Below are 14,911 nucleotides of genomic sequence, written 5' to 3' on the forward strand. Positions count from 1 at the left end.
GAACGCCAAAATCCCTGTAGCATGCCGTCATTGTCATTAGGAGAGAGCATCCGATCAATTTCCCATGGACCTTGAAAGGACATAGAAGCATGACTCAAGATACAAATTTGCCCATCAGCGGCGCAGAAATTTTAGTTCGTTGTCTGGCAGAAGAGGGCGTCGAGCACGTTTTCGGCTATCCGGGCGGCTCGGTGTTATACATCTACGACGCTATATTTCAGCAAGATAAATTCCAACACATATTAGTGCGCCACGAGCAAGCCGCGATCCACGCTGCTGACGCTTATTCGCGCAGTTCAAATAAAGTCGGTGTCGCAATTGTCACCTCCGGTCCCGGCGTCACCAACGCGGTCACAGGTCTGGCAACCGCCTACATGGATTCGATTCCGATGATCGTGATTTCAGGACAAGTTCCGTCCTATGCGATTGGTGAAGATGCGTTTCAGGAATGCGACACCGTAGGTATCACACGTCCTTGCGTAAAGCACAATTTCCTGGTGAAAGATGTCAAGGACCTGGCTGAAACCGTTAAAAAAGCATTCTATATTGCAACAACCGGTCGTCCTGGTCCGGTGCTGATTGATATCCCTAAAGACATCACCATGCACCGCCATGTATTTGCGTATCCCAAAGAAGTCGAGATGCGTTCGTATAAACCAGTCGACAAAGGTCATTCGGGTCAGATTCGGAAAGCCCTGCAATTGTTGCTAAGCGCTGAACGTCCGATGATTTATACCGGCGGCGGCGTTATTCTGGCGCATGCATCGCCTGAGCTAAACCGATTGGTTGATCGCCTCGGCTATCCTTGCACAAATACCCTTATGGGTTTGGGCGGTTACAAAGCTTCGAGCGATAAGTTCGTTGGTATGCCAGGTATGCACGGAACCTATGAAGCCAATATGGCTATGCAAAATTGCGACGTGCTGATCGCGATTGGCGCGCGTTTCGATGACCGCGTGATTGGTAATCCGAAACACTTTGCAAGTAATGCCCGCAAAATTATTCACATAGATATTGACCCGTCCTCGATCTCCAAACGCGTCAAGGTCGATATTCCTATCGTCGGCAACGTCAAAGACGTCTTGCAAGAAATGCTGGCACAGCTTGATGCTGCGGAAACCAAGCCGAACGCTGTTGCGCTGGCAACCTGGTGGAAGCAAATCGAGCAATGGCGTGCGCGTGATTGCCTGAAGTTTGAGAATTCCTCCGAATTCATCAAACCGCAATCGGTGGTCGAAAAAGTATGGCAAATCACTGACGGTGATGCGTTTATTACCTCGGATGTCGGTCAACATCAAATGTGGGCAGCGCAATATTACCGCTTCGATAAACCGCGTCGCTGGATCAACTCCGGTGGTCTGGGTACGATGGGTGTGGGCTTGCCGTATGCGATGGGTGTACAAATGGCGAATCCGGGTTCGACTGTCGCTTGTATCACCGGCGAAGGATCGATACAGATGTGCATTCAGGAGCTCGCAACCTGCAAGCAATATCACCTGACGCCAAAAATCATTCTGCTTAACAATCGCTTCCTCGGCATGGTCCGTCAGTGGCAACAAATTGATTACGGTTCACGCTATTCCGAGTCCTACATGGATTCATTGCCCGACTTTACCAAGTTGGTCGAGTCGTACGGCCACGTCGGTATGAAAATTGAAAAGCCGGGTGACGTCGACGGCGCGCTGAAAGAAGCGTTCGCGATGAAAAATCGTCTGGTGTTCATGAACTTTATTACTGATCAAACCGAAAATGTCTGGCCGATGGTGAAATCGGGCAAGGGCTTGACTGAAATGCTACTCGGTTCGGAGGATCTGTAATGCAACATATAATTTCCGTACTGCTGGAAAATGAAGCTGGTGCGCTTTCACGTGTAGTGGGTTTGTTCTCCGCTCGTGGCTATAACATCGAAACATTAACGGTCGCACCGACCGAAGATGCGACCTTGTCACGGATGACCATTGTGACAAGAGGTTCGGATGAAGTAATCGAACAGATTACCAAACATCTGAATCGTCTGATTGAAGTCGTTAAAGTGGTCGACCTGACCGAAGGCGCGCATATCGAACGCGAACTCATGCTGATCAAAGTACGTGCGGTCGGTAAGGAACGCGAAGAAATGAAACGTACTGCAGACATCTTCCGAGGACGCATTATCGATGTCACGGATAAGTCCTACACTATTGAACTCACGGGTGCCAAAAGCAAACTAGACGCCTTTATTGAGTCGATAGACCGGGCTTCAATTTTGGAAACGGTCCGTACCGGTGCCTCCGGCATCGGACGCGGAGAACGCATCCTGAAAGTGTAAGGGAAGCGCGTTAGGGTGTCAGGGCGGTGCGCCTGAGTTCCCGACGCGTCAGTCTAATGTGGATAAGCGGTAATGCATGGTTGTAAGGCGGGAAAAGCCGCGCTATCGGATGTGTTTCAGCTAAAAGAATGTATCGAACTGATTTGGATTGTCCAAACAGTTCTCTATCAATTGAATTATTACCAGGATTAAACATGAAAGTTTTTTACGACAAAGACGCTGACCTTTCACTCATCAAAGGCAAAAACGTTACGATCATCGGCTACGGTTCACAAGGCCATGCGCACGCGCAAAACCTGAATGATTCAGGCGTTAAAGTGACGGTCGGTCTGCGCAAAGGTGGCGCATCGTGGGACAAAGCGGTGAACGCTGGTCTGAAAGTTGCTGAAGTCAATGAAGCGGTCAAAGCTGCAGACGTCATCATGATTCTTTTACCAGATGAAAATATCGCGCAAGTGTACGCAGAAAACGTGGCGCCGCACGCCAAGCAAGGCGCCACATTGGCCTTTGCACACGGTTTTAACGTGCATTACGGTCAGGTAACGCCACGCGCCGATCTGGACGTGATCATGATCGCGCCAAAAGCACCAGGCCACACTGTGCGCCAGACCTACACCCAGGGAGGCGGTGTTCCGCACCTGATCGCAATCCATCAAGACAAATCCGGCACTGCGCGTGACATCGCGCTGTCGTATGCAACCGCCAACGGCGGCGGTCGCGCCGGTATCATCGAAACCAACTTCCGCGAAGAAACTGAAACAGATTTATTCGGTGAACAAGCCGTTTTATGCGGTGGTGCAGTTGAGTTGATCAAAGCGGGATTTGAGACATTGGTTGAAGCCGGTTATGCACCAGAAATGGCCTATTTCGAATGTCTGCACGAATTGAAACTGATCGTTGATCTGATCTATGAAGGCGGCATCGCCAACATGAACTACTCGATTTCGAACAACGCAGAATACGGCGAATATGTATCGGGTCCGCGCATCGTCAACGAAGAAACAAAAAATGCCATGCGTGCGATTCTGAAAGACATTCAAACCGGCGAATACGCGAAAAGCTTCATCCTGGAAAACAAGGCTGGCGCGCCAACATTGATCTCTCGTCGTCGTCTGAATGCAGAGCACCAGATTGAAGTTGTGGGTGAAAAACTGCGCGGCATGATGCCATGGATCAAAAAGAACGCAATGGTTGACCAAACCAAGAACTAAGAATTTATTTAGTAATGGAAAAGTAAGGCATCATTGCAGGAATCGCTTGCAAGCGATCCCCGCGTGAAACCGAAAAGCTGTGCACACGCACAGCTTTTTTTCGGTTTCACGTGCACATGGATCAAAAAGAACGCAATGGTTGACCAAACCAAGAACTAAGAATCTATTTAGTAATGGAAAAGTAAGGCATCATTGCAGGGATCGCTTGCAAGCGATCCCCGCGTGAAACCGAAAAGCTGTGCACACGCACAGCTTTTTTTTCGGTTTCACGTGCACATGGATCAAAAAGAACGCAATGGTCGACCAAACTAAGAACTAAGAATTTATTTAGTAATGGAAAAGTAAGGCATCATTGCAGGAATCGCTTGCAAGCGATCCCCGCGTGAAACCGAAAAGCTGTGCACACGCACAGCTTTTTTTCGGTTTCACGTGCACATGGATCAAAAAGAACGCCATGGTTGACCAAACCAAGAACTAATAAGTATTTTAGTCCCTTATAAGGTCAGGCATCACTGCCGGAATCGCTTGCAAGCGATCCCCGCGTGAAACCGAAAAGCTGTGCATACGCACAGCTTTTTTTTCGGTTTCACGCGCACATGGATCAAAAAGAACGCCATGGTTGACCAAACCAAGAACTAATAAGTATTTTAGTCCCTTATGAGGTCAGGCATCACTGCCGGAATCGCTTGCAAGCGATCCCCGCGTGAAACCGAAAAGCTGTGCATACGCACAGCTTTTTTTTCGGTTTCACGCGCACATGGATCAAAAAGAACGCCATGGTTGACCAAACCAAGAACTAATAAGTATTTTAGTCCCTTATGAGGTCAGGCATCACTGCAGGTATCGCTTGCAAGCGTTCTACGTCCAGTCCCCGAAGCGATAATGCCGCTCAGCTCCTTAATCCAACGGCATTAGAGGCGTGCACACTTTTTTCGTCTTCAACCTGCCTAAACAAGAACTAAGCCAGAAAATTAAGAACTAAGGCATACGCCGATCTATAAACAAAGGGACGCATTTGCGTTCCTTTTTGCTATAAAGTCAGGTAACTCTTTATAGATATCGCTTAATTGTCCCACACTAGAAAATTATTAAAAAAAGCATGACGACTACGGTTTTTAAAAAGCCTCATTTTGGTAAGCCCGATCAGTGTTGGCGGGCGCGGCTTTACTCAATTATTTTTGAGGCTGATACGGTCGCGGGGCGACGGTTTGATACCGCTTTGTTACTGGTCATCGTTCTCAGCGTGGCGACCGTCATCATTGACAGCATTGGCGCGATTCGTGCGCGGGATTACCTGATATTGAATGGACTGGAGTGGTTATTCACCATTCTCTTTACCCTCGAATATATCGTGCGCTTGATCTGTGTGAAGCGACCGCTGCGCTACGCCACGAGCCTGTTTGGCGTGATCGACTTATTGTCGATTTTGCCAACTTACCTGGCTATATTGCTGCCAGAGTTCCACTTTCTCATCGATGTGCGCTTGCTGCGCATGTTGCGCGTGTTTCGGGTGTTAAAACTGCCGCGTTATTTCGATGAGTCGCAGATTTTATTGCAGGCGCTGCGGAATAGTCGGCACAAGATATTTGTGTTCCTTGGCGCGGTCATCATCATGAGCGTGATTCTAGGAACGATCATGTACGTCATCGAAGGACCGGGAAATGGCTTTACCAGCATACCGGTTGGCATGTATTGGGCGATCGTAACGCTGACGACCACAGGTTATGGCGACATTCATCCGAAAACCCCGATAGGACAATTGGTCACATCATTGGCCATGTTGCTAGGCTATGGCATCATCGCCCTCCCCACAGGGATAGTCGGGGTGGAATTGGCAATGAGTATGATGCGGCGCACGCCGACCACGCGCACCTGTGAACAATGTTTAACGGAAGGTCATGAGGCCGACTCATTATTTTGCAAGCATTGCGGTGAAAAGCTTCCACCCTATCAGTACGACGCCGTGGCAGCTTCTTCGCCGGCAAAGTCGAGACAGAATTAATATAAACAACGGGTGATTACTTGCCAAAAAGTGAACAACTCTGTCTAATTAAGTTGATTCTGAGAACTATATCGCGATCTCGTCATCTAATTGACAATCAATCATCTTAATTGTTACAACTTCATGATGTGCAGGATCATGCGAATGTTAGTTCTTTCTTGTAAAACGCATTCACCGCTTCGTTCTGCACCTCTATTTTTTTGGAAAAATACTATGTCGCGATATCGTAATCTCATGGTTTTATCCATGTTCGCCGTCACCAGCCTGAGCGTCTATGCGCAAACCAAAGTCCAGACCAATGGTGCATTAGTTGTCGTACCCGCCTTCGGTGAAGTCAAGCATGTGAACGATCAGGTCCGGATGACCTTCACTATTGAAGAGCAGGATAAGGACAAAGCGGCTGCAGCCTCGCGCGTCAATGCAAAGATGAAGCAAGGCACTGATATCCTCAAACGTCAGGATCCGCAGGCGGTCCTGCAGACCCGCGGTTATTACACCTATCCCGTCTATCCTGAAGAAACGCAGCCACGGACAAATAACACCAAACCACGCGTGCCGACCGGTTGGCGCGTTGGGCAATATCTGGATGCCACAACCACCAATTTAAGCAGCTTGCCCAAGACCGTCGCCCTCGTGCAAAGCGTGCTCGGTCTTAATGGCTTGAGTTTCAGTCTCAGCGACGCGATTAGCAAAAAGATGGACGATGAGCGTATCGCCGCCACTTATCTTAATTTGAACGAACGCATTGGTTCTATCGCACGGGCGATGGGGCGCAGCGAGTCCGATGCGGTTCTGGACACGATTGATTTCGAAGGCTCCGGCAACTATGCGCCTGAGGCTGCCATGCCGAAAGCCGCAATGATGATGCGTTCGGTATCAATGGATAGCGCGCCGGTCGAAGAGCCGAGTTTTGAGCCGGGTGAAACTACCTTGAGTATGCGTGTGGTGGGAAAAGTACGCTTTAAGTAACTTAAAAAAATGGCGTTTGAGATTACTTAAACGTCATTTAATCCTTGACCCAAAGCAGCCATTGGCATACCGCTGTATAAGCTGATTACGAGTTGTTGCTCCGGTGGTTCGTCCTCCGATGCCGAAATTTCACATCTCGCCAGCGAATTGGGGCGATTGATTGTTTTCAAGCTATTATTGAATTAGTTACTGATTGCAACGCAAAGGGTTACATTTAACCCTCGCTCGACTAGAATAGCCACGCTATCAAATTTCTATCATTTCTTTAAGACAATCCGGAGCGCAGTTGAATAATTATCCACATCCTATAATCGCCCGCGAAGGTTGGCCGTTTCTTGCCATCGCATTTGCTGTGGCGTTGCTGGTCAGCTTTTTGTCGATCGGTTGGTCCATTCCTTTTTGGATTATCGCCTTGTTCGTATTGCAATTTTTTCGCGATCCGCCCCGCGTTATCCCACAAGGTCCAGGTGCTGTCATCTCGCCTGCAGACGGCCGCATCGTGGTTGTTGAAAAGGCGCATGATCCTTACGCTAACCGTGAAGCCCTCAAGATCAGCGTCTTTATGAATGTCTTCAATGTCCATTCAAATCGTGCGCCGGTGGACGGCAAGATCGAAACGATGCAATACTTTCCAGGTAAGTTCGTGAATGCGGATCTGGATAAAGCATCGATTGAAAACGAACGCAATGCATTGGTGATCACCGCAAAAAATGGGCAAACCGTCACTTGCGTTCAAGTGGCAGGATTGATTGCACGTCGTATTCTTTGTTATGTCAAAGTTGGTGATGTTCTGGCACGCGGACAGCGCTATGGTTTTATCCGTTTCGGCTCACGCGTTGATGTCTACTTACCATTGACGGCGACGCCGAAAGTTGCTGTAGGCGATAAAGTCTCTGCGACTGAAACCATTTTGGCTGAATTTTAAGTTAAACCCGAAAAAGTTTGCTTAGCGAGTGGTAACAAAAGCACGTCACCTGAAGGCAATCAGGCAATCAGGCGACCTGTGCATTCCCTATCCCTCGCTTCTGCAAAGTTGGGCAAAATGGCAATTGTTTGAGCGTTGCCATAATTTGTTTATTAGATTGAAACGGAATTTTCATGGCTACTTTCCCCCGCCGAAAGGCGAAGAGTAACGTTGCACAGTTCCCGAAGGCATTACGCGCAAAAAATTCTTTGCGTACGTCCTATCCGGATGGAGGCGACGATGATGAAGATGACGGCCCGGTGCGGCCGAGCTTGAGGCGTCGTGGCGTTTACTTATTACCGAATGCATTTACGACTGCTGCCTTGTTTTGTGGCTTTTATGCGATCGTCATGGCGATGAACCTGAAGTTCGACTACGCATCAATTGCGATTTTCGCGGCGATGGTACTCGACAGTCTGGATGGTCGCGTGGCGCGCATGACCAATACGCAGAGCGAATTTGGTGCGCAATATGACAGCTTGTCAGACATGGTGTCCTTCGGTGCCGCGCCTGCGCTCGTGGTGTATGAATGGTCATTGCGCGGGATGGGAAAACTTGGCTGGCTGGCCGCATTTGTGTATTGCGCTGGCGCTGCCCTACGTCTTGCTCGCTTCAATACCAATATCACCGTGGTCGATAAGCGCTATTTTCAAGGGTTGCCTAGTCCAGCGGCAGCCGCGCTGGTAGCGGGTTTTGTCTGGATCATGGATGATTTGGGTTTTGTCGGGGCCGATTTAAGCTGGGTGGCATGGGGTATAACCTTGTACGCTGGCCTGACAATGGTCACCAACGTGCCTTTTTATAGCTTTAAGGATATTAATCTGCGCAAACCAGTGCCATTTATTGCCGCTTTTGTCGTCGTGTTGATATTAGTAGTTATTTCCAGTGCACCGTCCAAGGTTTTGTTCGGCATGTTCGTGCTGTACGGATTATCGGGATTAGGCGTGTATTTTTGGCGCTTGTTCAAGGGTAAGCCGGTCAGCATATTGCAGACCCGGCACGAGCACGAAGAAAAGTAACTATTACTCTGCCAGGTACTGTAGAAGAACGTAAAGTCGTCCAGTGATTGCGCCAACCTTTTGATTGGCACTTTACGCGGTTTTAAAATGCGTCTATTGACGCCGTAGCGCTTTCGTTATTGGCCGTCGGCGCAAGTCCGACATTGACCGCGGACTCGATTTTCTGTACCAGCGTCCGGCGTCCGCAGGGCCTTAAGCACCAATCGCCGCCATTTCACATTCCCCGTTTTTTCCAATTAAAGAATCCGCTTTTTGTATAGAAAGCGGTAAAGGTGCGTGCTATCGCGTGGGCTGGGGTATAGTAATAAAGCCTTTAAAATGATTATTAAACAGAACATTCAGGAGCACAGCATGGCAGCCAATTCACCCGAAAAACTCATCATATTTGACACCACCCTCCGTGATGGTGAGCAATCTCCCGGTGCATCGATGACCAAAGATGAAAAAATCCGTATTGCCAAACAATTGGAGCGGATGAAGGTCGATGTGATTGAGGCCGGTTTTGCCGCTGCCTCGCCCGGCGATTTTGAGGCCATCAAAGCGATTGCCGGCATCATTAAGGACTCGACGGTTTGCTCACTGTCCCGTGCCAACGACAAAGACATTGCGCGTGCTGCGGAGGCTTTGCAGCCAGCGGAGCGCAAACGCATACACACCTTTTTAGCGACGTCGCCGTTGCACATGGAAAAGAAGCTGCGCATGACCCCGGACCAGGTCTTTGAACAGGCCAAAATGGCGGTCCGTTATGCGCGTAATTTCACCGATGACGTAGAGTTCAGTCCAGAAGACGGTAGCCGCTCCGACTTGGATTTTCTCTGTCGCGTATTGGAAGCGGTGATCAAGGAAGGGGCGACCACCATCAACTTCGCCGATACGGTCGGTTATGGCGTACCGGAGCTATATGGCCACATGCTCAAGACCTTACGGGAACGGATTCCTAATTCGGACAAGGTCATCTGGTCTGTGCATTGCCATAACGATCTCGGCATGGCGGTCGCCAACTCGCTGGCCGGCGTGATGATAGGCGGAGCGCGGCAGGTCGAATGTACGATTAACGGTCTGGGTGAGCGGGCCGGGAATACCGCACTGGAAGAAATTGTCATGGCGGTCAAGACCCGTCGCGATTACTTTAATCTGGATGTCGGCATTGATACTACGCAGATTCTGGCGGCGTCACGGCTGGTATCGCAAATCACCGGTTTTATCGTGCAGCCGAATAAAGCCGTGGTGGGCGCCAATGCGTTTGCGCATGCTTCCGGTATTCATCAGGATGGCGTTTTGAAGGCGCGTGATACCTACGAAATCATGCGTGCCGAAGACGTCGGCTGGAGCGCGAACAAGATTGTCCTTGGCAAATTATCTGGCCGTAATGCGTTTAAACAGCGCCTGCAGGATCTTGGCATCGATCTCAATTCGGAGACCGAAGTCAACGCCGCGTTTGCGCGTTTTAAAGCATTGGCGGATCAAAAGTCCGATATTTTTGACGAAGACATTATTGCGCTAGTCTCCAGCGAACAGCAATCGCATGATAATGAATATTATCGCTATGTGTCGCTATCGCAGCATTCAGAAACCGGTGAAAAACCGACTGCCAAAGTGACGTTTTCCATCGACGGTCAAGAAGTCACATGTCAAGGGCAGGGGAATGGTCCGGTCGATGCTATCGTGAACGCGATCGAAACCAAAGTGGAGAGCGGTTCAGAATTGTTGTTGTTCTCGGTAAACGCCATTACCACCGGCACGCAGTCGCAAGGCGAGGTCACCATGCGCTTGTCAAAGGCAGGCAGGATAGTCAATGGCGTGGGCGCTGATCTGGATATCGTTGTGGCTTCTGCCAAAGCTTATCTTAGCGCGTTAAATAAGCTACATTCACGCGCTGAAAAGTTAAATCCGCAGCTGGCGACTTGAGGTTGCGGGAGCTTGCATCGGACCAAAGCAAAAAAGCCCGACGCTATGCGTCAGGCTATGGAACAAAAAAGCTGATTTTAATTGATACCCGCGGAAACGTTAGTCAACCCGCTTCCGCGGGGGTACTACAGGAAGTAATACAAGAAGTAATGCAGGGAGTAATAAAGATAACGGTTAAAGTAGATCTGCAACCGAGATTTTATTTACTGCAAGCCCCACGATCCGCCCATTCATAGCCCCAACCTTGACCGGTGGTATCGGTGTAAGCAGGATCGCCTGGTTCACGTGTTGTGTACCATTTTGCCAGGTAGATACGGCCGTTGTGTTGAACCTGATCACCGTCTTGATAGGCTGTCATTGTCTTCCACAAAGGTTTGCATTCTTCGCCTGGGATCGGTGCAGGTGGTGTTGGCTCTGGTGGTGTCGGCTCTGGCGGAGTTGGCTCAGGTGGAGTTGGTTCCGGTGGAGCAGGCTCTACAATTTCCTCAGCCAGAATGGTGAACGCAGAGGTTTTCTGCTTGACCGCGCCGGATGCCGGCTTGCCAATTGTGACCAGATCATAACGACCGGCTTGCGCTGGATCAACCGTCACTGTGAACTGTTCACTACCGTCTTCGACATCGCGTCCTTCGCTACGCGCTACTTCTTTATCTTGCGCGTTATACACGACGTTTGTCACATGGCTTGCATCACCTGTCGTCTTGACGTTGAAACGCAAAGTAACTTTGCCGTTGTTCGTGGTGTAAGTTGAATTGATGCCGCTAACTTCCACAGAGTAGTCAGGAAGGGGTTGTTGAATATCTACCCACACGTTACTGACCTTACTATTTTGCTGAACGTAAGCCGTATTCAAGCCATAAGCTGGTTTCACTTGATCATTTGCAGTCAATTGACCGGCTTTGTAGCCAACATTTGCTGCATTAATTTGCGTTGCCAACTGATGCGGCCACTGATTACTCTTACCTTCTTGCGCGCTTCCGATCGTCAGCACGGTTTCTTTGGAAGCATCTTCGTACCCATCAACCATTACGCGGGCTTTGACTATTGTATCAACTGGCAGATCGGCCTGGCTTGGTGTAATCGATCCAACATCTTTCCATACCGATGGTACCACCGCGTCGTTCTTCACATTGACATCGACGACTTGATAAAACGAAGCCGAGGTATCAGCAGTTTTCCATGTCGCCAAAATCACGTGATAACCACTGCGATCCGACGGAATATTAAGGGAATGCTGCGATTTCATGCCGCCGAGCTTACTGTCTGCGTTTGAACCGTTATGGACGTCTTGACCGATAGGTGTTGACTCAAACGAGCTGCGTGAGAGCGGCATGTTTGGGTTCCAGTCTTTCTTGGTAATAAAGAACTGCCAATAAGACGTACGATGCGCTGCGGTGTAATGCCATTTGAACGTATTTTGTCCTGTGTGGACATCGGTTTTTGTCCAGCGATCTCCTGTCTGAGGATTCAGATTTCCGTATTTACCGTTGAGGCCGCCAGCCGCAATTTCGCCGTCCTTTGGACCGCCGATAGGGAAAGCTTCGAGGCCGGGTTGCAGATTGCCGTAAGGATCGCCATTGCTATACTCAACGCCTTGTGGTTCCCAAGGTGCTACGCAACCGGTGTTTGCGCCTTGATAGCACATCAATGAGCGGCTTTTTGGTGATTCAACGTAGCCATGAGCGGATGCTTGTTGCGCCAGTAGCGAACCAAGTACCAGTGTTAAACCCAGGGACAGTTTTCCTAAGTTTTTCTTTGAAACGGATGTAGACATTTGATGGACCCTTGATAATGGAAATTAAGTCATTAAAGTGCGTGACCTTAAAATCAATGGGTAATTTGTACAGCCCCTTTTGGGGAAACAAGTCACCTCTTGAAGACCATCATTGTGTTGGTTCGGCTCAAGTCATACCATTAGACAAGCACGCGATATGAATAAGAAAAGTGCTTGGCGAAGCGAGACCTTTCTGTATCGATAACACGCTTCAATCGCGTATCGATTAAGAAAAAAGTCTTAAATTTCGGCCTACAGGGAGTCAAAGCATGCGACGGATGTGCTGAGCGCTAAGGGAGCGATGAACTATTCCTGATTTGTTCGCACGAAGAATACTGCGAACGACGATAGTTGAAAATGGGATATCTCCCAATGTTTTGGACGCCGTACTGCGCGCGCTCGAAGCGGCACGGCAGTGCCGCTGCAAGAAAGTATCAGGTGCCGACGTATGGAGAAACGGACTGACTCTGTTACTAATTACTTACGTATTTATTTACGTGTTCATTTACTTATTATTTACTTACTCTCGCTCTGCAATTGTGCCCATAAGCGTGCCAGATAAGGCTCGTTTAGCCCCTCATTTAGCAAACTTTCCAAGGTATGTTGCAGATAATCTCGTGCCGGCCCATATAGCCCGCTTGCATCCCGCAAGTGAGAAACGACGGTCGCATCAGAAAGGCGACCCGCATATCCCGCGTGATGGCGGTTCATCACAAACGCCAGCGCCTTGACTTGATGTGGATGCAAATTTGGATTTGGATTTGAAAGATTTTTTTCGCCGTCCGGTAATCGAATCGATAACCAGCGTGGCAGGTACGCGCCTGTCAGCATCTCGCGTCGCCACAGCATCCGTAATTCGGTTTCTATATTGGCTGCCGGGATTCGAAACGCCACCCCATGACAGCAGCCACCACGATCCAGTCCCAACACCAATCCTGGTTTGTCCAGCGTACCGCGATTGATATTAGAATATAAATAAAACCCGCGATGATAGCCATGTAAAGTGGCGCGCTGTCGCTGCGTGAACAGCACCATCGGATTCCAGATGAGCGAGCCGTAACCGAACAGCCAAATATCACCGTCACCAGGTGGCAAAGACGCCAACGCACCGCGCCAGGAGGCTTCTAGCGCTTCCTCCGACAGGAACGAAGCAGCAATCGGGGTGTGCGCCAGCGCACTGCGTAAGCGGTCTTGTTCGAGGTCCTGGCGCGTTATACTCATATCCTTCAGGATAAGCTTTCCATAAGGATTAATACAAGCGTTTGTATAAGCGTTTGTATTAATCACCCGTCACACGGCATTAGCCATCAAAAGAACGTGTGCACCACATCAATCACATCAAACTCAGGGTTGACTATCGCTATTTGACGCCATTTGTCAAAAGTCAGGCAGGGGTGGGAAATATCAAAAGCGATCATGTCGCCAACCTTGATATCGTCACCTTCGGCAATCTGCATATAAGCATGCTGATCCATCATCCCCGTCAGTTGCCATTGAGTCGGCGTTGGCACCGGCGCTTCGGTTCCCGGGCGATAGCGTTTGGCCGGTAGCGGCAATCCTGCGTCAAATGCTGCATCCCGTTTGCCGAGTGCAATGATCGCTTTCGTCGGTTCCGGTATTGATTGCACATAAGCCCACAATTGCAGGGCTGGTAAAAGGCTGCTGCGCATTTTTCGGGCGACCGGATTGCGGGTCTGAATTTGTTCCTGCGATGCACGATAGACGCCAACGTCATGGGTCAGATAGCAGCCCGGACGTAATATTACGTCCAATGGCATACCGATATCAGCTTTGGAAAATTCCTCCGCCACCACGTCGTACCAGGCCGAGCCTGCACCTGTCAGTATCACTGGACGAAGCGCTGCGCGTGCCGCGAATTGACCCTGTTCCGCCAGACCTTTGAGGCATGTTACGGCGCGCTGTAAAAACAGCCGGATATCCGCTTCTTCTTTCAGAACCCCTTCATACAATTCCACTCCCGCAAGAACGATGTGGTCCTTCCAGTCCGCGATGGCTTTGAGTACAGCAATCTGTTGTTCCACATTACGCACGCCCGTGCGGCCACCGTCGACACCGAGTTCCAGCAAAACATGCAAGGTCTGGTTGCGCGCTTTGAAGAACTCACCGAGCAAAGCCACACCCGCCGCTGAATCTACCAGACAGCAAAACTCGAAAGAGGGATCCGTCAGCAAATCTGAAATGATCGACATATTCTGCTTGCCGACCAGTTGATTTGCCATGATGACGCGGCGGACGCCATGGGCATAAGCGACCCGCGTTTGATGCGCCGTCGCCAACGTAATGCCCCAGGCTCCACCCGCCAGTTGACGTGCGAACAATGCCGGCGCCATTGTGGTTTTTCCGTGCGGTGCCAGTTTGACACCATATTCGGAGACAAACTGCTGCATCCATTCCAGATTGTGTTGAAGCCGTTCTTCGTACAGCACGGCGCTGGGCAAGCTGACTTCCTCACGCAGCAAGTTCCAGCCCAAAGCCTTGACGGCGGCCGTACCCAGCGGTTGTTGGAAATCGCCCAAGCCTTTGTTCAGCGGTAGCAAAACTGGATTAACAATCGTGGCTTGATAGTTTGTATCATTCATTGATTTTTCCTTCGCTTATGCTTCGTTCATATCGTCATTAGTCGCACTAATGCCAGAGAGAATTGTCATTTTTCATTCGTACATAAAAAATATTCTGCTTATGATATAAAGTAACACAAAAATATTCTGCGCGTGGTAAAGTTGCGTTAAGCTGCC

General features: G+C 49.6%; 11 protein-coding genes. 8 read left to right on the forward strand and 3 right to left on the reverse strand.

Annotated elements, in window-relative coordinates; genetic code table 11:
* Positions 1-89 precede the first annotated feature (89 nt).
* The 8 genes from JQN73_RS15545 to JQN73_RS15580 all read left to right on the forward strand — a co-directional run bounded on the left by JQN73_RS15545 (position 90) and on the right by JQN73_RS15580 (position 10,381).
* Positions 90-1,817, forward strand: a complete 1,728-nt coding sequence (locus JQN73_RS15545; RefSeq protein WP_205319758.1) for an acetolactate synthase 3 catalytic subunit — start codon at positions 90-92, stop codon at positions 1,815-1,817.
* Positions 1,817-2,308: an acetolactate synthase small subunit gene (ilvN, locus tag JQN73_RS15550; protein ID WP_205319759.1), complete on the forward strand. Its 492-nt coding sequence runs from the start codon at positions 1,817-1,819 to the stop codon at positions 2,306-2,308. Before JQN73_RS15545 ends, ilvN begins: the two co-directional genes overlap by 1 nt.
* Positions 2,309-2,502: 194 nt before the next feature.
* Complete coding sequence (gene ilvC / locus JQN73_RS15555; RefSeq protein ID WP_205319760.1) at positions 2,503-3,519, forward strand: ketol-acid reductoisomerase; 1,017 nt, start codon at positions 2,503-2,505, stop codon at positions 3,517-3,519.
* 1,099 nt (positions 3,520-4,618) lie between these two features.
* Positions 4,619-5,521, forward strand: coding sequence for an ion transporter (locus JQN73_RS15560; protein ID WP_205319761.1), 903 nt, complete (start codon positions 4,619-4,621; stop codon positions 5,519-5,521).
* Between the two features lie 213 nt (positions 5,522-5,734).
* Entirely contained in the window at positions 5,735-6,490 is a 756-nt protein-coding gene (locus JQN73_RS15565; RefSeq protein WP_205319762.1) for an SIMPL domain-containing protein, read from the forward strand.
* 286 nt (positions 6,491-6,776) lie between these two features.
* Positions 6,777-7,415 carry a phosphatidylserine decarboxylase gene (locus tag JQN73_RS15570; protein ID WP_205319763.1) on the forward strand — a complete coding sequence of 213 codons (639 nt, stop codon included), beginning with the start codon at positions 6,777-6,779 and terminating at the stop codon, positions 7,413-7,415.
* Between the two features lie 173 nt (positions 7,416-7,588).
* On the forward strand, positions 7,589-8,473 hold the full coding sequence (pssA, locus tag JQN73_RS15575) for a CDP-diacylglycerol--serine O-phosphatidyltransferase (protein ID WP_205319764.1): 885 nt from the start codon (positions 7,589-7,591) through the stop codon (positions 8,471-8,473).
* A gap of 351 nt (positions 8,474-8,824) precedes the next feature.
* Entirely contained in the window at positions 8,825-10,381 is a 1,557-nt protein-coding gene (locus tag JQN73_RS15580) for a 2-isopropylmalate synthase (protein WP_205319765.1), read from the forward strand.
* A gap of 199 nt (positions 10,382-10,580) precedes the next feature.
* Here JQN73_RS15580 and JQN73_RS15585 read toward each other — a convergent pair whose 3' ends face one another.
* The 3 genes from JQN73_RS15585 to JQN73_RS15595 all read right to left on the reverse strand — a co-directional run bounded on the left by JQN73_RS15585 (position 10,581) and on the right by JQN73_RS15595 (position 14,755).
* Positions 10,581-12,155, reverse strand: a complete 1,575-nt coding sequence (locus JQN73_RS15585; protein WP_205319766.1) for a lytic polysaccharide monooxygenase — start codon at positions 12,153-12,155, stop codon at positions 10,581-10,583.
* 516 nt (positions 12,156-12,671) lie between these two features.
* The gene (locus JQN73_RS15590) at positions 12,672-13,376 is read right to left on the reverse strand and encodes a gamma-glutamylcyclotransferase (RefSeq protein WP_205319767.1); all 705 of its coding nucleotides are present in this window, start codon (positions 13,374-13,376) and stop codon (positions 12,672-12,674) included.
* Positions 13,377-13,462: 86 nt separating this feature from the next.
* Positions 13,463-14,755: an amino acid deaminase gene (locus JQN73_RS15595; protein ID WP_205319768.1), complete on the reverse strand. Its 1,293-nt coding sequence runs from the start codon at positions 14,753-14,755 to the stop codon at positions 13,463-13,465.
* Between the last annotated feature and the right edge of the window lie 156 nt (positions 14,756-14,911).

The organism is Glaciimonas sp. PAMC28666 (assembly GCF_016917355.1).
Lineage (GTDB): Bacteria > Pseudomonadota > Gammaproteobacteria > Burkholderiales > Burkholderiaceae_D > Glaciimonas.